General features: G+C 63.7%; 19 protein-coding genes and 1 tRNA gene. 10 read left to right on the top strand and 10 right to left on the bottom strand.

All coding sequences use genetic code 11. The features are described from left to right. Positions 1-51: 51 nt before the first annotated feature. Positions 52-375 carry a DUF5783 family protein gene (locus ACERI1_RS02685; RefSeq protein WP_373616481.1) on the bottom strand — a complete coding sequence of 108 codons (324 nt, stop codon included), beginning with the start codon at positions 373-375 and terminating at the stop codon, positions 52-54. Between the two features lie 115 nt (positions 376-490). Here ACERI1_RS02685 and ACERI1_RS02690 point away from each other — a divergent pair, with 115 nt between their 5' ends. The 3 genes from ACERI1_RS02690 to ACERI1_RS02700 all read left to right on the top strand — a co-directional run bounded on the left by ACERI1_RS02690 (position 491) and on the right by ACERI1_RS02700 (position 2,795). After that, on the top strand, positions 491-811 hold the full coding sequence (locus tag ACERI1_RS02690; protein WP_373616482.1) for a hypothetical protein: 321 nt from the start codon (positions 491-493) through the stop codon (positions 809-811). Between the two features lie 172 nt (positions 812-983). Then, positions 984-2,060: an Mrp/NBP35 family ATP-binding protein gene (locus ACERI1_RS02695; RefSeq protein WP_373616483.1), complete on the top strand. Its 1,077-nt coding sequence runs from the start codon at positions 984-986 to the stop codon at positions 2,058-2,060. 132 nt (positions 2,061-2,192) lie between these two features. Then, positions 2,193-2,795: a uracil-DNA glycosylase family protein gene (locus ACERI1_RS02700; RefSeq protein WP_373616836.1), complete on the top strand. Its 603-nt coding sequence runs from the start codon at positions 2,193-2,195 to the stop codon at positions 2,793-2,795. A gap of 22 nt (positions 2,796-2,817) precedes the next feature. Here the strand turns inward: ACERI1_RS02700 and ACERI1_RS02705 are convergent, their stop codons facing one another. Beyond that, positions 2,818-3,036, bottom strand: a complete 219-nt coding sequence (locus tag ACERI1_RS02705; protein ID WP_373616484.1) for a hypothetical protein — start codon at positions 3,034-3,036, stop codon at positions 2,818-2,820. Positions 3,037-3,146: 110 nt separating this feature from the next. Here ACERI1_RS02705 and ACERI1_RS02710 point away from each other — a divergent pair, with 110 nt between their 5' ends. The 3 genes from ACERI1_RS02710 (at position 3,147) to ACERI1_RS02720 (ending at position 4,851) form a co-directional block, all read left to right on the top strand. Next, on the top strand, positions 3,147-3,887 hold the full coding sequence (locus ACERI1_RS02710) for a hypothetical protein (RefSeq protein WP_373616485.1): 741 nt from the start codon (positions 3,147-3,149) through the stop codon (positions 3,885-3,887). A 41-nt stretch (positions 3,888-3,928) separates the two neighbouring features. Then, positions 3,929-4,012, top strand: a tRNA-Ser gene (locus tag ACERI1_RS02715). Between the two features lie 317 nt (positions 4,013-4,329). Beyond that, a complete protein-coding gene (locus ACERI1_RS02720; RefSeq protein ID WP_373616486.1) occupies positions 4,330-4,851 on the top strand; it encodes a DUF5804 family protein in 522 nt (173 codons plus the stop codon). A 69-nt stretch (positions 4,852-4,920) separates the two neighbouring features. Here the strand turns inward: ACERI1_RS02720 and ACERI1_RS02725 are convergent, their stop codons facing one another. Continuing rightward, positions 4,921-5,694, bottom strand: coding sequence for a hypothetical protein (locus tag ACERI1_RS02725; protein WP_373616487.1), 774 nt, complete (start codon positions 5,692-5,694; stop codon positions 4,921-4,923). A gap of 77 nt (positions 5,695-5,771) precedes the next feature. Continuing rightward, a complete protein-coding gene (locus tag ACERI1_RS02730) occupies positions 5,772-6,755 on the bottom strand; it encodes a PLP-dependent cysteine synthase family protein (protein WP_373616488.1) in 984 nt (327 codons plus the stop codon). 165 nt (positions 6,756-6,920) lie between these two features. Between ACERI1_RS02730 and ACERI1_RS02735 the strand changes: the two genes are divergently transcribed. Beyond that, complete coding sequence (locus ACERI1_RS02735; protein ID WP_373616489.1) at positions 6,921-8,552, top strand: protoglobin domain-containing protein; 1,632 nt, start codon at positions 6,921-6,923, stop codon at positions 8,550-8,552. 83 nt (positions 8,553-8,635) lie between these two features. Continuing rightward, complete coding sequence (locus ACERI1_RS02740; RefSeq protein ID WP_373616490.1) at positions 8,636-9,019, top strand: thioredoxin family protein; 384 nt, start codon at positions 8,636-8,638, stop codon at positions 9,017-9,019. A gap of 33 nt (positions 9,020-9,052) precedes the next feature. Here ACERI1_RS02740 and ACERI1_RS02745 read toward each other — a convergent pair whose 3' ends face one another. The 6 genes from ACERI1_RS02745 to thyA all read right to left on the bottom strand — a co-directional run bounded on the left by ACERI1_RS02745 (position 9,053) and on the right by thyA (position 17,731). Next, positions 9,053-11,257, bottom strand: coding sequence for a thioredoxin domain-containing protein (locus ACERI1_RS02745; protein WP_373616491.1), 2,205 nt, complete (start codon positions 11,255-11,257; stop codon positions 9,053-9,055). Positions 11,258-11,362: 105 nt separating this feature from the next. Then, positions 11,363-14,098 (bottom strand): aconitate hydratase AcnA, encoded by a 2,736-nt coding sequence (gene acnA / locus ACERI1_RS02750; RefSeq protein ID WP_373616492.1) that lies wholly within the window; start codon positions 14,096-14,098, stop codon positions 11,363-11,365. A 304-nt stretch (positions 14,099-14,402) separates the two neighbouring features. Further along, complete coding sequence (locus tag ACERI1_RS02755) at positions 14,403-15,002, bottom strand: twin-arginine translocation signal domain-containing protein (RefSeq protein ID WP_373616493.1); 600 nt, start codon at positions 15,000-15,002, stop codon at positions 14,403-14,405. Positions 15,003-15,614: 612 nt separating this feature from the next. Beyond that, positions 15,615-16,046, bottom strand: coding sequence for a calcium-binding protein (locus tag ACERI1_RS02760; RefSeq protein WP_373616494.1), 432 nt, complete (start codon positions 16,044-16,046; stop codon positions 15,615-15,617). Between the two features lie 129 nt (positions 16,047-16,175). Next, a complete protein-coding gene (locus tag ACERI1_RS02765; RefSeq protein ID WP_373616495.1) occupies positions 16,176-16,718 on the bottom strand; it encodes a dihydrofolate reductase in 543 nt (180 codons plus the stop codon). Further along, on the bottom strand, positions 16,715-17,731 hold the full coding sequence (gene thyA, locus ACERI1_RS02770; RefSeq protein WP_373616496.1) for a thymidylate synthase: 1,017 nt from the start codon (positions 17,729-17,731) through the stop codon (positions 16,715-16,717). Before thyA ends, ACERI1_RS02765 begins: the two co-directional genes overlap by 4 nt. A gap of 83 nt (positions 17,732-17,814) precedes the next feature. On the opposite strand from thyA, the gene ACERI1_RS02775 reads away from it, so the two are divergent. Both ACERI1_RS02775 and ACERI1_RS02780 read left to right on the top strand, forming a co-directional pair. Continuing rightward, positions 17,815-18,417 (top strand): hypothetical protein, encoded by a 603-nt coding sequence (locus ACERI1_RS02775; protein WP_373616497.1) that lies wholly within the window; start codon positions 17,815-17,817, stop codon positions 18,415-18,417. Next, complete coding sequence (locus tag ACERI1_RS02780; protein WP_373616837.1) at positions 18,414-19,028, top strand: hypothetical protein; 615 nt, start codon at positions 18,414-18,416, stop codon at positions 19,026-19,028. Before ACERI1_RS02775 ends, ACERI1_RS02780 begins: the two co-directional genes overlap by 4 nt. The last annotated feature ends 38 nt before the right edge of the window (positions 19,029-19,066 follow it).

Genomic DNA, 19,066 nt, shown 5'->3' on the forward strand with positions numbered 1-19,066 from the left:
GGTGTTCCGGGTGTTGTCACCCGTCGCCGTCACGCGACTTTCGACGCGAGCTTATGCCGCGTCGTCGAAGTCGAATCGCTGTCGCAACTCGGCCTCGATTCGGTCGACGAACGCCTCGAGGACGGACTCGAACTGCTCGTGGTCTGCGACCGCGCCGACCCGCTCGCGTGGCTTCTCGGGCAGTTCGACGCGGAACTCGCCGTTGCCCTCGTAGAACGGCTCACTTTCGCTCAATATCTGCCGATCGATCGCCCGAAGCACCGTCGAGTCGTACTTGCCGTGGAGCTGTTGGTACGCACTCGAGTACGCCGCCTCGAGTTCCTCGAAGTAGTGGACGTACTTTTCCTCGAACTTCTCGGGGTCGAACTCAGTCATGGACGGTCCTGCGTCTGCGATCGGGTAAACGGTTCGGAACACGACGCGGTCGTCAGTCAGCCGGACGACCACCGCCGCCCGCAGGCTTACGGTCTCGAGGTCCCTAGTACCGTCGATGACCGTCACCGTCCGGTACACCTGTCCACACTGCGACGCCGTGGTGAGCGTCGAGCGACAGCCTGATCTCGCGGATCGATCCGTGACCACGATCTCCCAGCCGGGATGGGAGTACGTCAGTCCGGACGAGGATTTCGAAGACGCGGATGGCATCGCGTTCCACTGTGGCGAGGACGGCCCCGTTACCGACCTCGAGGGCGAACCCGTCGAGGGCTGTGGCCGGTCGTTCTATCTGAACTTCGTGCGCTACGAGCAGGGCGTGGAACTCGAGCCGGATCCGCCGACTTACGGCGGGCCGCGGTTCGATTTTAACGCGTGAAAGTTCATCCGGTGTTATCACGTTGGGAGCGATTCACCCGCGAACTACTATTGGGAGTGGGCGGCTTTTTGATCCAGATCTTTGTCGGGGTTCGAGGGCGGCGACGCCGCCCGAGACCCCGATAAAAAGGTGGGAACACAACGCTTTTCGACGCCGGGCAGTACCTACGGACATGGACGAAGCCGCCGTACGCGACCGCCTCCGGACGGTCGACGATCCCGAACTCGGCGACGATATCGTGTCGCTCGGACTCGTCAACGACATCAGCGTCGACGGCGACGAGGTCGACATCGATCTCGCGCTGGGTGCGCCCTACTCCCCGGCCGAAAGCAACATCGCCGCCGCGGTTCGCGAGGCCCTGACTGCCGAGGGGATCGACCCGAACCTGACCGCGAGCATTCCCGATCGCGACGATCTCGCAAGCGAGGAGCAGGTGCTCCCGAACGTCAAGAACGTCATCGCCGTCGCCTCCGGAAAAGGCGGCGTCGGCAAATCGACCGTCGCGGTCAACCTCGCTGCCGGCCTCTCGCAACTCGGGGCCCGCGTCGGCTTATTCGACGCCGACGTCTATGGACCGAACGTCCCGCGGATGGTCGACGCCGACGAGCCGCCGATGGCCACCGAAGACGAGACGCTGGTCCCGCCCGAGAAGTACGGCGTGAAGCTGATGAGCATGGCCTTCCTCACCGGCGAGGACGACCCCGTCATCTGGCGCGGCCCGATGGTTCACAAGGTCATCACCCAGCTCACCGAGGACGTCGAGTGGGGCCACCTCGACTACCTCGTCGTCGACCTCCCGCCGGGAACCGGCGATACCCAGCTGACGATGCTCCAGACCATGCCCGTCACCGGCGCGGTCATCGTCACGACGCCACAGGAGGTCGCGCTCGACGACGCCCGCAAGGGCCTCGAGATGTTCGCCAAACACGACACCGTCGTGCTGGGGATCGCCGAGAACATGTCGACGTTCGCTTGTCCCGACTGTGGCGGCGAACACGACATCTTCGGCTCCGGCGGCGGCGAGGAGTTCGCCGACGAACACGACCTGCCATTTTTGGGCTCGATCCCGCTCGATCCGGCCGTCCGGGAGGGCGGCGACGGCGGGAAGCCGACGGTGCTGAAAGAGGAAGACGGAACTAGCGATGCCTTGCGGACGATCACTGAAAACGTCGCGAACAATACGGGGATCGTCCACCGGCAGGGCATCTCCCAGTACCGACGCAGCGAGGCCGCCTCGCCGGATCGATAAGCGCTAACGGCGATGGAGCCGCAGCCGGAGGACGACTCCATCCGCGGCGTCTCCGGGCGCGTCGTTTTTGCGTCTCCCATACGAGACACGACTGTGGACGCGAATCAACAGTCTCGAGCGAACCCCTTCGGCATGGACGAGGAGTGCCAGAACTGTCCGGCACTCTGTGAGACGCGCAGCCAGGTCGTCCACGGCTACGGCGACGTGGACGCGGACTTCCTGTTCGTCGGTGAGCGGCCGACGGTGCGGGCAGACGACACCGGCGTTCCGTTCGCCGGCGAGGGCGGCAGCGACGGCGACGGTGGCCTCCGACGAGTTCTCGAGCGACTCGGGCTCTGTGACGTGACCGCTCCGGCCGACGAGCCGGTCCTCGAGAACGTCTATCTGACACACCTCACCCGCTGTCGCGATCCAGACCGGGAACCAACCGACGAGGAGATCACCACCTGCGAGCCCTATCTCAACGCCGAGATCCGGATGATCAACCCCGAAATCCTCGTCCCGATTGGCGAGCGTGCGCTCGCGGAACTCGGAACGGAATATACGACGACCCCGGTCGAAGACCTCTCGTTGCTCGACGATCACGCCACTCGAATCCGCGGGCGCGGGTTCGAACTGGTTCCGATGATCGACCCTCGAGAAGGGACCGACGAGCAGACACAGGCGTGGCTCGAGGCATTCGCGGAACTGATGGCAACGGATTATCGCCAGACGAAAGGACGGCAGGAACGGTAGCGGTCGGACCGGACGCGTTCGATTACCAGTAGGGGTTTGCCCGCCAGCGTTTCGAGCCCGCGCCGAGCGCGATCAGCGCCCCGACGACGACGACCGCGACGACGAGGACGCCGATCGTCGCTGTGACGTACTCGCCGGATGCGGCGATGAGCGTGCCGTCTACGAAGCCGACGACACCGATAGCTGCCAGCGCCACGATGACGAGCGTCCCGAACAGGCCGGCGATCGAGAGGTTGTCCATACCGGTCGAAGGCGCTACGTCACTATAACTTGTCACGATTTTGGGCCGCAGTTGAGCACCCGATCCCCGGAAGCGCCGCGTTCAAGGACCGCGCGCCCCGAGTAGCGGGTATGATCGTCGTCGTTCCGGTCACACCCCCGCGAGAGGGACTCGTGCTCTCGTCGCTCGTCGAGCAGTCGCCACTGTCGGCCACCGAGGCGGTCTCGCTCTACGAGGCCGCCGTCGCCGACGTGTTGTGGGCTGTCGCCTCGAGCGGCGGCGACCTGCTAGTTAACTACCGTGACGCCGACACGCTGCCCGACGGGCACGCTGACGGCGACCCCGAAGCCGAGGTCCGCGCGCTCGTCCTCGACGCGCTCGGCGAGGATGCGGAGGTTCGATTCGAGCGCCAGGTCGGCTCGAGCCGCGCCGCCCGCATCGGCAACACCGTCACGCACTTGCTCGAGCGCGAGGTGGCAGACAGCGTGGGTGTGCTCGAGCCGACAGCCCCGCTAGTGGCCCGCACGGAGATCGACGGCGCGGCGATGTCGTTGCGGCGCCACGACGTCGTGTTGGGGCCGAGCGAGCGAGGACAGACCTACTTCGCCGGCTTTGCCGAACCGATCGATTTCACCGATGCGTACGCAACGCCCGACCTGTCGACGTTAGCCCAGCAGGCGGCCGACGACGGCCTCGGTGTCGGGTTCGCACCGATGCTCCCGACTGTGACGACGCCGACCGGACTGCAAGCAACCGTCGCGAGACTCGCAGCTCAGCAGGCTGCCGACCGGCCAGGTGCCGAGGCAACGGCGACACTGGTCGACGACCTGGGGATCGTGGTGGGTGAAGACGGTGACCTCGAGCGCGTTTAGACCGACAACTCTTTTTGAACGTGTGCTGAATCGGAGAGTGAGGTGGGGTGGCAGAGCGGCCTAACGCGCCTGCCTTGAGAGCAGGTGGCTGTCAAGCCTCATGGGTTCAAATCCCATCCCCACCGTTGCTGTCGCGAACAACTCCGTGAGCGACAGCGAGGTCGATGGGTTTGAACGAGACCAGTCGCGCGCAGCGAAGTCGTTCGAAAGACGCTTCGCGTCTTTCGTGATGACGAGAGAGCTTCGCTCTCTCGAACCACGAGCACGTCTGGGCGTGGTTCAAATCCCATCCCCATCCCGCTTTTCCGACGTACTCACTCGCGTCGCTCCTGACCCCTCGAGCCAGCACTGATACCTGACCGGAACCAGCGACGCCTCGAGACCGTCACAATCAATCGGAAAGCCGAAACCGACATTACACCGTCGCACCCACCACAGCGTAGTGACCCGCGTCTGTCTGCTCGGCGAGGCCGAGAGCAACCTCCAGTACGAACTGCTCTCCCGGGAAACGGCTCGAGAGGCCCTTGCGACCTACGATTTGACGCGACCGTTCGAGAACGCCCTCGCGCTGCGGACGGTCAGCGTCGGCGCTGCCGTCTCACTGCTGAACGACCTCGACTGGTATCTGACCCGGTTCGTCGACGCAGCACTCGTTCAGGAACCCAGCGTCAGCGACACGGAGTGGCTCTCGCGGTCGCTGGCGACCCAGCTTCGAAACGGTGACGTCGAACCCGCCGAGACGGCCGAGTTTTGCAAGGTGTACGGCCTCGAGCGGATCGATGTGGACGACGGCGATGCGGACGACGCAGACGCGAGCGATGACGCGACACCTGCTGGCGGACCGACCTTTCGGCTCGTCGAACCGCTGTACGTTCGTCGAACTAATGGCGAGTTGCCGGCGTACGATCTCAGAGATATCGAAGAGACCCTCGTCGTCCGAGTGACTGAAGCCGAGTTTTCGTAACGGATTGGAGGAGTCGTGGCTCGCTCGAGAGTGACTGCGACGACTGGATCAAGTTGTCCGAGTTGACGACTACGAGTCTGGCGACTGACTCTCGCTGCCGCTTCCCCATTCTGATTCGACGGTCGAACTCGCGGACGCGGAGCCACTGTCACTGCCCATCGTGGCGCCGTACGTCGACCCATCGTGACCGACGAGCGTGGCCGAAACCGTCGTCAGCGGCTCTGAGTCGAAGGTCACGCGGACGAGTTGGCCGACGGTCGTAATCGACTGCGCGCAGGCTTGGTCTTCGGCGGTCTCATGGACGGCTGCCTCGAGGACGAGTGCGTCGTCTTCGACGGCACTGTGCTCGTCACTGCCGCTCGTCTCGGTTTCGCCGGTAGCGCTGTCGTCGCCGCTCTCGCCCGCGTCGATAGCGATCGACTCGAGGACTACTTCATAACATGGGGTGGGAGCCGCGTCCGAGAGCGACACCAGTATCGACGTCTCGAAGTCAGTTTCGTCGATGAACGTGGCGACCGTCTCGGCGTCGTGCAGCGACCCTCGGTCATCGAGCCAGTCCGTCGCCCTGTCGGCATCCCGCAGGACCGTTATGTCGGGCTCCCCCGAGGCGGGCGACTGATACGTCAGCGTCCGACCATCGGCCAGTCCGTCAGGCAGCTCCTCGATCGCATCGCCGAGGGCGTCAGGGTCGTCTTCGGTGCCGTCCGTCGGTGAGCCGTTGTCGTCGGTGTCGTCGCCATCGTCGTCGGCTGGCTCCGACGCGTCGTCTGCGAGACAGCCAGCCGAGAGGCCGATTGCTGCCGTCGTAGTACACAGCATGGTCCGTCTGGAGAGACGTGTCATCGTACCTATGCGGACGAGAGGCTACCTAAAGGTGATTTGGCTAGGTGAAACGATTCTTTTCGCCTGTTCGGACAGTCTCAGTCGAAGAGCCCGGTCGAGAGATACCGTTCGCCGCTGTCCCAGAAGACGGTGACGACAAGCGGGCAGTCGTCGGCTTGCTGTCCGCCGTCGGTCTCCGAGGTGGCCGCCCCGTCGGCATCGTCGAAGGCCGACGACACTTGCGGGCACTCGACGTCCGGGTCGGCGATTTCACTGGCGATCCGCTGGGAGACCAGACTCGTCGCGCCGCTGGATTGGCCCACGAGGACGCCCTCCTCGCGAGCGAGACGGCGACACTCGTCTTCGGCGTTCTCGAGTCGCACTGTCTCGACGCGGTCGATCAGGTCGCGATCGAGGTTGTCGCTGACGAAGCCGGGGCCCATCCCCTGGAAGTCGTCGTCGCCGGACTCGCCGGTCGAGAGGACGGCGTTGCGCTCGGGTTCGACGGCGATAATCTCCATGTCGGGAAACTCCTCGCGGAGCCGTCGACCGGTGCCGGAAAGCGTGCCGCCGGTGCCGACACCGGCGACGAAGGCGTCGATTTCGCGGTCGCCGACCTGTTCGATGATCTCCTTGCCGGTCGTCTTGTAGTGGGCTTCGGGGTTCGCCGGGTTCTCGAACTGGCCTAACTGGATCGCGCCCTCGGCCTCGAGTTCGTCGGCGCGCTCGCGGGCGTCGGACATGTCGCCGTCGACGAGCTCGAGGTCGGCCCCGTAGGCGGCCATGATCTGGCGGCGCTCCTTGGACTTATTGGCCGGCATGACGATCGTCAGGTCGTAGTCGCGGGCGGCGGCGACGAGCGAGAGGCCAATGCCGGTGTTGCCGCTGGTCGGTTCGACGAGCCAGTCGCCGGGTTCGATCAGGCCGTCGCGTTCTGCCGCGCGGATCATCTCGCGGGCTGGCCGATCCTTGGCCGAGCCGCCAGGGTTGAACGATTCGATCTTCGCGGCGACTGTCACGCCATCCGGTGAATCGACCTGAACGAGCGGCGAGCCGACGGTGTCCAGGATACTCCCTTTCATTGGCGTGTCGTAAGCAGTCGAGACGTAAACCCATGCTGGACCCAGGCAGGACGTGCCGGTGATCGCTTCTGTCTCCGAACGCGAACAGTCGCGTCTCCACGTGCTGCCGTTGAGCCCACACACGTAGCCAGCATCTATTTGTAAGTGAATTTCTGTTATATTTCCATGGGGGAGACGCCTCAGTTTGGTTCCGTTGGCTACAGTAGTAACGTCGATGCGGGGGATCTCGTCGATCGAATCGGACTCACCGACGACGAAATCGAGTGGCGAAAGCAGTACATCGATTTCACCGAGGACGATATCGAGCGACTTCGCCGATACGAGGAGACGTTCAACCTCCGTGGTGACGACGTCGCGGAGATGTTCTACGAGAAAATCGAGGACAACCCCCAAGTTCGTGAGATCCTCGACCGGTCGCCGCGAAGCGTCGAACAGCTTCAGTGGTCTCAGAAGATGTATCTGGTCACCCTCGCGACGGGAGACTACGACCAGAGCTACTTCGAGAACCGCGCTCGGATCGGTAAACTCCACGACATGCTCGAGATGCCGATGAAACACTACATCGGCCAGTACGGCGTCTATTATAATCTCCTGCTCCCGATCATCTCCGAGCGGATTCAGTCGGACATCTCCGAGGCGATCAGGGCGGCGATCGACCGGCAGGCACAGCGCCAGGACGACGGCGACGAGAGCACGGGCCGACTCTCGTCGCTGCTTGGTCGTGGCGGCACCGATGACGAGGACGACGAAGCGTTCGAAACGACGATCGAAGAACTCGAGGACGAACTCTCCGAACGCATCGACGAGCGCATCGACGAACTGCACTCGATTCTGAAGATCATCAATCTCGACATGCAGGTCGCGATCGACACCTACATTGACTCCTACTCGAGCGTCGAAGACCTTCTCGAGCATCAACAGCACGTGACGAACAGGGTGTCGCACTCGATGCAGGACATTTCGACGGCTGGCGAAGCCATCGGACAGAACGTCGATGACATCAATCGCTCCGTCGAACGGCAATCCGAACAGACACAACTGGCGTCGTCGGATATGCAAGAGATCAGCGTCGCGATCGAGCAACTCGCGACGACCACGGAATCGATCCTCGAGGGCGAGGGACTCCTCGAGCGCGTCGAAACCGGCGAAGACCACTGTGAACAGTTGCTCGAGTCGATGGAAGCGGCCACCGACGCCGAAGCAGACGTCTCCAGCGACCTCGAGACGCTCGAGGAGACGATCGACGAACTCAGCGACATTCACAGCGTGATCGGCGAGGCTGCAGAGAAGACGAAGACGCTTGCAGTCAACGCGAACGTCGAGGCCAGTCGATCGCGGCCTGACGATAGTTTCACCGTCGTCGCTGACGAGTTCCAACAGCTCTCCGAGACGATACAGCGTCAGACGAAAGAGGCCGACGAGCGCGTTGCAACCCTTCGTGAACAGACTGACGAAACGAGTCAGACAGTCGATGACAATCAGCAACGACTCGAGCGCAATCTCGAGCAGAGTTCGAACGTCTACGAGGCAATCGACGACGTTCGGGAAAGCGTAACCGCCTTTACAGACGACGTCAACGAACTCTCGTCGCTCGTCGACGATCAGGCGTCGAACACACAGGAGATGGCCGCACGGCTCGATGCGATCGACGACGAAATTCAGTCGATTAGCAACGATCTCGAGCGGGTCACCGCCGCGATCGAAGAGCAGTTCTCGAAAGTCGAGACGGTCGAATCCGTCGTGACCGAACTATCCGAACGAGGCGACCAACGCCGAAACCGGTACGGCGTCCGCTAATCGTCACTCGCTCGGACGGGTCACTGTGAGCGTTCCGTACCGCGAACGAGGCAGTTAAGCGACTCCCACCGCAAGCACCGCCCATGAGTCTCGAGACCATGCGGCCAAACCCCACGTGGGACGCGGCCAGCTACGAGGAGGCGGTCGACACGCTTGCAGCACACGACGAACTAGTGTACAAGGTCTGGGGCGGCGACTGGTGTAAGGACTGTCGCGCCCTGTTGCCAGATTTCGGCGCGGCACTCGAGGCCGCCGCGGTTCCCGACGACCGAATCGAGTCGTTCGCCCTCAATCAGGACAAACAGGGTCCCGGCGTCGAGGAGTACGACATCGAATACATTCCAACGATCGTCGTCGAAACCGACGACGGCGAGGAAGTGACCCGCTTCGTCGAGGACGAAGCGGTCCCACCCGCGGTCTGGCTTGCCGACGAACTCGAGGCCGCCCTCGAACCCGACGCAGCCTAAGACCCCGCGTCTGCAGCCGACCGAACTGGTTTCCTAAAACGGCGCGTCACCATCCTGACTCTGAGTGCTCCCACCGTCGGGAGCCCCCTCGCCGTCGAGCCACGCGAGGGCCTCGTCGGCGTCGTGAGTCGGCGGCGAGCACGTCCGATTCCGACAGACGTACAGCGTCGGCTCGCCGTCGCGGGCCTCGCGATCGGCCCAGATCGGCGGTGCGTCCGTGAGCCCCAGCCGGTCGAGCCACGCCTCGAGCCCGTTCTCGGTCGGCGGTCGAAGCGCAAGCAGCCGATCAGGGAAGTATCGCGATGTGAACCGATCGCGCCACGTAGCTGGCAGGTCGTCGGCCGCAACCGTCACCTCGAGCGCACCCGACTCGAGCCGGTCGGCGGCGAGACACAGCGTCGCGTGCTCGAGCGCGTTTGCTCCGAGGGTATTCGCGTGGGTCTCGAGGACGGTCGTGGCGATTCCCTCGAAGTTTTCGTCCTCGCCAGCGAAGACGTCGAGCGCGAGCAGCGTCTCGACGGCCACGCCGGTCGCGGAGGGCGTCGACTGGTCGCTCAATTCCTGGGGCCGGGTGACAAGCGACTCGCCGCTTGCGGGCGTAAAGTAGAGCGTGCCCCGATCCGCGTCCCAGAACTCGGACTCGATGGTCCGTGCGAGCTCGAGTGCAAAGGCGAGATGATCGACCTCGCCGGTGGCCTGGTAGCAGTCCAGTGCGCCACGTGCGAGGAAGGCGTAGTCCTCGAGATAGCCGTCGACGGCCACGTCTCGATCTTTGTACCGCCGGGAGAGGCGCTGTTCGTCGTCGTCCCAGAGCCGCTCGCGGACGAACTCGAGGGCATCGACGGCGGTTTCGGCGTAGTCGTCCTCGCCCAGTACGAGCGCCGCCTCGGCGTAGGTCGAGATCATCAGCCCGTTCCAGCCCGCGAGTACCTTCTCGTCGCGAGCGGGTCGCGGACGCTCCTCGCGAGCCTCGAACAGTTGCTGGCGGACCGACTCGAGTCGCTTCAGGACCTCGCTTTCCTCGAGGTCGAAGCCGACGGCGAGTTCCGACACCGGCGTCACGCGGTTGGGCTGGTTCCGTCCCTCGAAGTTGCCCGATTCGGTGATGTCGTAGCGCTTGCAAAAGAGGGCGGCGTCGGGTTCGTGCTCGACGACGTCGTTGACCTCGTCGGGCGTCCAGACGTAGAACGCCCCCTCCTCGCGCTCGCCGGTGTCTGGCGACTCGCTCTGGGCGTCGAGGGTGCTGAAGAAGCCGCCGTCATCGTGGGTCAGCTCCCGCTCGACGAATTCGAGTGTGTCGCCGATGACCTCGGCGTAGCGATTCTCGCCGGTGAGCTGGTAGCCAGCGAGGAACGCCCGCGGAATCTCGGCGTTGTCGTACAGCATCTTCTCGAAGTGGGGGACCGTCCAGTCCCGGTCGACACAATAGCGATGGAAGCCGCCGCCGACGTGGTCGTAGAGCCCGCCCGCGGCCATCGCGTCGAGGGTCTCCTCGAGCACCTCGCGGTACGCTGTCTCGTCATCGCTAGTTCGATCATGTGCTCGCGCGAGCACGCGCAAGCGCGAGGGCTGGGGGAACTTCGGCCCGCTCGAGCCGAAGCCGCCACACCGACGGTCGGCACTGCGCACGATCGCGTCGGCAGCCGTCTCGAGGACTTCGCTCGAGGGCGGTCCCGCAGACCCGCCGGCATCGGCGTCTGCGGCGGGTGTCTCCTCGAGTCGATCCTTCGCCGCGTCGGTCCACTTCTCGGCTCGCGTTTCCATCTCTGGCCGATCCTCAGAACTCTCCCAGGAGTCACTGATTCGCTCACAGAGATCGAGGAAGCCAGGCTGACCGCGCTTTCCCTCCCGCGGGAAGTAGGTGCCGACGAAAAACGGCTTCCCCTCGGGGGTGAGCCACGCCGACAGCGGCCAGCCGCCCTGCCCGGAGACGAGCTGGCAGACGGTCATGTAGATGCTGTCGATGTCCGGTCGCTCCTCGCGGTCGACCTTGATCGGGACGAAGTTTTCGTTGAGTACGTCTGCGACGGCCTCGTCGGCGAAGCTCTCTTCTTCCATGACGTGACACCAGTGACACGCCGAGTAGCCGATCGAGAGGAAGATCGGGACGTCGTGTTCCCGTGCCGTCTCGAGGGCCTGCTCGTCCCACGGCTGCCAGTTGACGGGGTTGTCCGCGTGCTGACGCAGATACGGACTCTCCTCCTCGTCGAGCCGGTTGCGCTGGGTAGGGGCTGTCATACGAATGCGTACGGCTGTAAGTCCTAAAAGCCCGACGTACGACCCGCTCTCGAGGCGGCGACGGCGGCAAAAATCGAGTTGCTATGAGACGTGGGTTCGTGTCCGTTACTGCAGCTCTTCGTTGAGCAGGCGACGGAGCACGAGGTGGAGCACGCCACCGTTCTCGACGTACTCGACCGCCATCGGCGTGTCGACCTGTGCGGTGACCTCGAACTCGGTGGTCTCGCCGTCGTCGTCCTCTGCAGTCACGGTCAGCTCAGCGTTCGGCTCGAGGCCGTCCTCGAGACCTTCGATCTCGAAGTACTCGTCGCCCTCGAGGCCGAGTTCCTCCCAGCCCTCGCCGTCTTTGAACTGCAGGGGCAGGACGCCCATGCCGATGAGGTTGTCACGGTAGATGCGCTCGTAGCTCTTGCCGATGGTCGCGCGGATACCGAGCAGGTCGGTCCCCTTCGCGGCCCAGTCTCGGCTCGAGCCAGTCCCGAGCTCCTCGCCGGCCATGACGATCAGCGGCGTGTCCTCCTCGCGGTAGCGCTCGGAGGCTTCGAAGACGGTGGTCTCCTCGCCGGTCGGGTGGTGGATCGTGTAGCCACCCTCCTTGCCGTCGAGCAGCTCGTTTTTGATGCGGACGTTCGCGAAGGTGCCACGCATCATGACCTCGTGGTTGCCACGGCGCGAGCCGTAGGTGTTGAACTCGTAGGGTTCGACGCCGCGCTCTTTGAGCCACTGGCCGGCGGGCAGGTCCTCGCCGAACGGCCCGGCGGGGCTGATGTGGTCGGTCGTGACGGTGTCACCGAGCGTGAGCAGCGCGCGGGCGTCCTCGACGTTGTCGACGCCGGGTTCCTCGAGCGGGAAGTCCTGGAAGAACGGCGGCTCGCGGATGTACGTCGACTCTGGGTCCCAGTCGTAGACCTCGCCGGTTGGCGCGTCGAGTGCCTCCCAGCGCTCGTCACCCTCGTAGATGCTCGAGTACTTCTCCTCGAACATGTCGGGGGAGACGTTGTCGTGGATCGTCTGACGGACTTCCTCGGTGTCCGGCCAGACATCCTCGAGGTAGACCTCTTCGCCCTCGTCGTTGGTGCCGATCGGCTCCTCTTCGAGGTCGATGTCCATCCGACCTGCGAGGCCGTAGGCGACGACCAGCGGCGGGCTGGCGAGGTAGTTGGCCTTGATTTTCGGGTGGATACGAGCCTCGAAGTTACGGTTGCCCGAGAGGACGCTCGTCGTCCAGAGGTCGTGCTCGTCGATAGCTTCCTCGACCGGCTCCGGCAGCGGACCGGCGTTGCCGATACACGTCGTACAGCCGTAGCCGACGACGTGGTAGCCGAGTTCCTCGAGATCGTCGAGCAGGTCCGCACGCTTCAGGTACTCCGTGACGACACGGCTCCCGGGCGCGAGGCTGGTCTTGACGTACTCAGGCACTTCGAGTCCCTGCTCTGCGGCGTTGCGTGCGAGCAGGCCGGCCGCGACCATCACGGACGGGTTCGAGGTGTTCGTACAGGACGTGATCGCGCTAACGAGGATGTCACCGTGGCCGATCTCGACTTCGGTGCCGTCCTCGAGTTCGACGGGGATCTTCTCGTCGAGTGCGGGCGTGCTCTCGGCGACGAGTCCGCCATCGCTTTCGGCGGCACCCGACGGAATGACGCCCTCTTCTTCGAGCAGCGTCGGGAAGTGCTCGTCTAAGTTGCCCATCGGGATGCGGGCGTGGGGCTTCTTGTGGCCTGCGAGGCTGGGTTCGACCTCGCCGAGGTCGAAGTCGACGACCTCGGTGAACTCGGGGTCCTGCTCGCCGAAGAGGCCCTGTGCCTCGAGGTACTCTTTGACGAGTTCGATGTGGTCGGGGTCGCGACCCGTCAGCTCGAGGTACTCGAGCGTCTTGTCGTCGACGGGGAACATGCTGATCGTCGAGCCCTGTTCGGGGGCCATGTTCGAGATGGTCGCGCGGTCGGCGACCGAAAGCTCGGAAACGCCGGGGCCGAAGAACTCGACGAACTTGTCGACGACGCCGACCTGGCGGAGCTTCTCCGTGATGTGGAGGACGAGGTCGGTCGCGGTCGCGCCGTCGGGGAGTTCGCCCGAGAGGCGGACACCGACGACTTCCGGCAGGCTCATGTTGATCGGCTGGCCGAGCAGTGCGGCCTCGGCCTCGATGCCACCGACACCCCAGCCGACGGCACCGATGCCGCCGATCATCGGGGTGTGGCTGTCAGTGCCAACGAGCGTGTCGGGGACGAGCCACTGCTCGCCGTCGACTTCGCGCTCGTGGACGACGCGACCGAGGTGTTCGAGGTTGACCTGGTGGACGATACCCGTTCCTGGCGGGACGACGTTGAACTCGTCGAATGCCTGCTGGGCCCACTTGATCGCACGGTAGCGCTCTTCGTTGCGCTCGTACTCGATCTCGACGTTCTTCTCGTAGGCGTCCTCGCTGCCGAAGTGGTCGACCTGCACGCTGTGGTCGATCACGAGGTCGCAGGGGACTTCGGGTTCGACGACCGTCGGATCGACGCCCTTGCGGTCGGCCGCAGAGCGCAGCGCCGCGAGGTCGACGACCGCCGGCACACCCGTCAGGTCCTGCAGGACGACACGCGAGACCGTAAACGGAACCTCGGCGTCCGGCACGTCGGGTTCCCAGGAGGCCGCCGCGCGGACGGCGTCGGCGTCAATCGTCTCGCCGTCGGCGTTGCGCAGCACCGACTCGAGCAGAATGCGGATGCTCACGGGCATCTTATCGAGGTCACAGAGGCCCTGCTCCTCGAGAACCGTAAGATCCGCCATCTTGTACGACTCACCGTCGTGTTCGAATTCCCGGATCGCATCCGAGAACTGGTCGATTGCCATACTCCGCTTTCGAACCGGGGGGTTTTCAATCCCCCGAGAATTGTCTGAAGAACCATTATATACCCTTCACGTCACAGCATGTGATCTAGTGGCACGAATTTGGAGGAGAGAGTCGACCTGAGAGAAAACGATATGCCAATGTACTCGACTGATGGCAGCTATTTGACTGAACGAGCGGCCAGTAAATCGGTTCGATGTCGGCTGATGGCTCTCACTGGTCGATCGACTCTCGAGTGTCGCGTATTCGGTCGCGCGCTAAAAAACAGATCAATGTGTCGCGTCAGTTACCAGACCGGGGGTAGCGTTAGTTGCCGCCGCCACCGCCGCCGCCGGCTCCGGTATCGTTGCCGCCAGCACCACCGTTACCGTCGGTGCCACCGTCTTCCATGCCGCCGTCGCCGCCGTCACCGCCATCGCCACCGTCACCGCCGTCACCGCCGTTGCCGTTGTCTTCCTCGTCACCGCCGTTGCCGGACGCGCCGGGGGTCACTTCGACCAGGTCCAGCTGGGAGTCGCGGAACTCTCCATCGTCACCCATCGTCTCGCTGTCGCCCGAGCTGAGGGCGATATCTTCTGAGAGCAGGAAGCCCCACGTTGGGGCTTCGGCACCTAGATCGTAACTGATGATGTAGGCCTCCCAGTCGTCCGGATCGTCGAAGATGTCGTCTTCCGACCCGGAGTCCGCGATCAGATCCTCTTTCGTCTGCGTGTTTAGCTCCGAGATGACCTCGAAGTCCTGGCCGGGCCGGTAGTCGTCTCCGTACACGAGCACTTGGCCGTCCGCCTGAGCGCTGACGGTCCCGGTCGCGCCTGCGCCGAGGGCGAGCGCCGTCGTGGCGACCGCTCCTTTCTTCATGAACGAGCGCCGTGAGTCGTCGAATAGTCCGCTATCGTCTTCTGTCATGTCTCTCACCTAAGTCCCCTGTTCGGGGTGACCTGTTCTTGACCCAATTTTCGCATAAGTCGGCCCGATCGTTTCACTGTCTAAGACAAACTGAACCCGAAGGATGGTCGTTCTGGATGCCTATACGCCCTGATTTCGACACTTCACGAGCTACCGACCGAATACTGTCAGCAATGATTGTTTATCGAGCGAAACGGGCGTCAACGCGCGTGCTTTCTGCCATTACGTTTCGTAACTGATGGGAGTCGCCCGTGCCGACCGGCAGTCGCGTCGCTGTCGATCCGATATGGCCTGATTCGGGTCGTAGCGGTGTGTCAGTGGGTTTTACACCAGCTGTGCCGTGTGGTCCGAACCCATCGTATAACAAAACAAATGCTTTCCTCGGACTGTCCGCGAGAAAACCATCACGAGAAACTGATCACGACCGTGACCGGTCGGCAATTCGACCAGCGATATCGGCCCACGCCGCTGGCGTGGGTCTCGCGGCCGACAACTCGAGTCTCGATCGGGCCGCGAGTGAGACACGTCACGATCGACGCCACGAGCGGGACCGTCACGCGAGAGAAAAGGTTCGAACGGGAGACCGCTGTCGGCGAGGTCTCTCGTTTGTGCTTACAACTCGGCTTCGATCATGTCCAACTGGGAGTCACGGAACGCTCCGTCCTCACCCATCGTCTCGCTGTCGCCGGCTTCGAGGCTGATATCCTCCGTAAACAGGATCCCCCACGCCGGGGCGTCCGTGTCCAGATCGTACTTGATTATGTATGCGTCCCAGTCGTCCGGGTCGTCGAACACGTCGTCCGCAGAGCCGGAGTCCGCCAACACGTCCTCTTTCGTCTCCGGTTGGAGTTCCGAGACGACGTCGAAGTCGGCATCGGGACGGTAGTCGTCATCGAACACGACGACCACGTCCTCGTCGTCCTGTGCAGTGGCGGTTCCGGCTGTCGCGCCCGCACCGAGGGCGAGCGCCGTCGCAGCCAGCGTTCCTCGCTTTGCGAGCGAGCCGCTCGAGTCGCTCGACTGGTCTGTATCGTTTTCTGTCATATCTCTCACCTGATCCCCTGTGCGGGGTAGAAAGTTCTTGACTCAATCTTCACATAAGCCAGCCCCATTGTTTCGCCGTCAAAGGTGATCTGTACTCGGGGAACGAAACGGTGCTATCCCCGTGTGAAATCAGTCGCGGCGGGCGTACTCTACGAATGCGAACCCGTCGCGCTCGTCGCGTGCAACCGCCCGGAACGACTCTCGATCCCACTCCGGAAAGTGCGTATCGCCTTCGGGATCGTCGTGGACTTCGGTAACGATCAGCCGATCGACCGCCGGCAGGAACTGTTCGTAGACCGTCGCGCCCCCGGCGACGAAGACGCGATCGGTTCCGTCGTGGCGCTCACGGGCAGCGGTTTCGGCTGCCTCGAGTGCAGCCTCGAGATCGTGTGCGACGACGACGTTTGCAGGCGTCTCGAGGTCGCGACTCGTCAGGACGATCGTCGTCCGGCCAGGGAGCGGTTCGCCGAGTGTCTCGAGGATCCCCTCGTACGTGACCCGGCCCATGATGACCGGATGGTCCATCGTCGTCTCCTTGAAGTGTCGGAGATCGGCGGGGATATGCCAGGGCATGTCGCCGTCCTTGCCGATGACACCGTTGTCGGCGACCGCGACGATGACGACGAGTTCGCGGTCAGTCTCCAGTGGCGATCCGTCTCGATCCCCGCTCATTCGGCCACCGAAAAGTCGATGCCGTCGTGTGACTCGTAGTCCCGAAGTTCGACGTCGTCGTAGCTCAGCTCGTCGATCGAGACGTCCGCGACCTCGAGCGTCGGGCGTGAGAGTGGCTCCCGCGAGAGTTGCTCGAGCAGGCCGGGGACGTGATCGAGCCGTTCGTCACCCTCGTCTTCGGGCGGAGCCTCCGACTTGAGCCACTCGCGGATCGCGAGATACTCCGCGCGGTCGTCGACCGCCGCCAGCTTCGCTTGCAGCGTCTCGAGGTTGTCGGCGTACCACTCTCCGCGAGCGCCGCGCCCGCAGTAGACGTGAGCGTCGACGACGGTGTGGGCAAAGGTTCCGGGCTCGAAGCCAGTCTGCTGGGCGATCACCTTCGTCAGGAGCGCGTAGGCTGCAATATTGAATGGGATTCCGAGTGCGGTATCGCCCGACCGCTGGGTGAGATGGCAGTTCAGCCGATCGCCCTGCACGTTGAAGACGAACGTGTAGTGACAGGGCGGTAGCGTCGAAACGGCTGCGTTGGCTGGATGCCAGGCGTTGACCACGAGCCGACGGGAGTTCGGCGACTCAGAGAGCGTATCGATCACGTACTGCAGTTGATCGAACGTCCGTCGGCCGTCAGCCTCCTCGGTGACCCACTGGTGGGCCGCGTCGGGCCAGGTCTCGCCCTCGAGTTGGGCATTGTCTTCGGGAATCGGATACCGTCGCCAGAAGCGACCGTACGCGGTGTCGAGTTGCCCCTCGTCATCGGCCCAGGCGTCCCAGATCTTGGTCTCCTCGCGGAGATTCCGGATGTGTTCTTCGCCGGAGAGATACCAGCAGACCTCGTGGAGCATCGAGTTCCAGCGGTAGCCGTCCATCTCCTTGGTCGTCAACAGCGGATACCCCTCCTGAAGATCCACCTCGTAGTGCTCGCTGAACGACGAAATCGTGTCGACACCGGTCCGATTGGGCTTGTAGGTCCCCGTCGAGAGAACCGTGTCGACGAGCTCGAGGTACTGTTGCATTGTACGTGGGTTTTGTCCGTCCGATAAAAACGGCTACGTCTCTCGACGGTTATTGTGCCGGCTTCGGACTTTAGTTCGACGGTGTGTCACTAGTAGTGGTGACACTCGAGGACCTCGTCCACGGACAGCGGGCGAACGCCGTCATCGGATGGGTACTGACCGGCATTGTGGCGCTAAGTGCCATCTGGAACGGGCTCACGGCCGCCCTCCTCTGGTGCGGGCTCGCACTGCTGGTCGTCGTCGTGGCGTCGCTGCCGGCGCTGGCGACCCGCGACTGGACGGCGATGCTCCCCTGGCCCGTGCTGTCGGTCGCTGCGATCGCCGTGATCGCCAGGGGGGTCGGGCTAAGTCCGGAGGCCGCGGGATATCTCATCGTCGCGACGCTGGCGTTGATCGTCGTCGTCGAACTCGAGGTCTTCACGTCGATCGAGTTGAGCCGTCGTTTCGCTGTCGCCTTCGCGGGTATGACGACGATGGCGCTGCAGGCGCTCTGGACCGTCGCCCAGTTTTACTCGGATCGGTGGTTCGGGACCGCGTTTCTGCACTCGCAGACCGAACTCCAGCAGGACATCGTCGTCGTCACGCTCGTTGGCTTCGTCCTGGGTGGGCTCTTCGAATGGTATCTCACGCGGTTCGAGCCTGCCGGATCCATCGGTCGAGCGACCAACAGTACGGGGCCGACATGACGCTCGGCGATCTACTCGATGTGTTCGACACCTGGGAGCGACGTCTCGTGTGGCTGCTACAGCTCGCACTGGTCGGATTGATCGTCTACGGCACGGTGACGGGGAGGGTTTCAGTTTCCGTGACGGCGGGACTCGCGCTCTGTGTCACACTCTTGCCAGCGGTTCTGCGGCGGGAATATGGGTACGCGATGGACGCCGGACTCGTCCTCTGGATCACCGCCGCCGTCTTCCTCCACTCACTCGGCTCGATCGGCATCTACCGGCAGTATCAGTGGTACGACGAGGTGACACACACCGTGTCGTCGATCGTCGTCGCCGGGTTCGGGTATGCCTCGTTCCGGGCGCTCGAGCTTCACTCCGACGACGTGGCGGTTCCGTCGGCGTTTCGATCGCTATTCATCGTCGTCTTCGTCCTCGCTGCCGGCGTCCTGTGGGAAGTGTTCGAGTACGCCCTCGGCGATCTGGTTCCCGTCTATGGAGTCGACGACATCGCCACCGATTTCGTGTTCAACGCGATCGGTGGCCTGATCGTAGCGATCTGGGGAGCAGGCCACGTCGGCGGTCTCGTCGGCTTCCTCCGGGATCGACTCCGGTCCAATGCCGATCAGTAACCGATCGCCGCCGTCGGCGTCTCGAGACCTCGGAGTCG

It is taken from the genome of Natrinema sp. HArc-T2 (assembly GCF_041821085.1).
Taxonomy (GTDB): Archaea; Halobacteriota; Halobacteria; order Halobacteriales; family Natrialbaceae; genus Natrinema.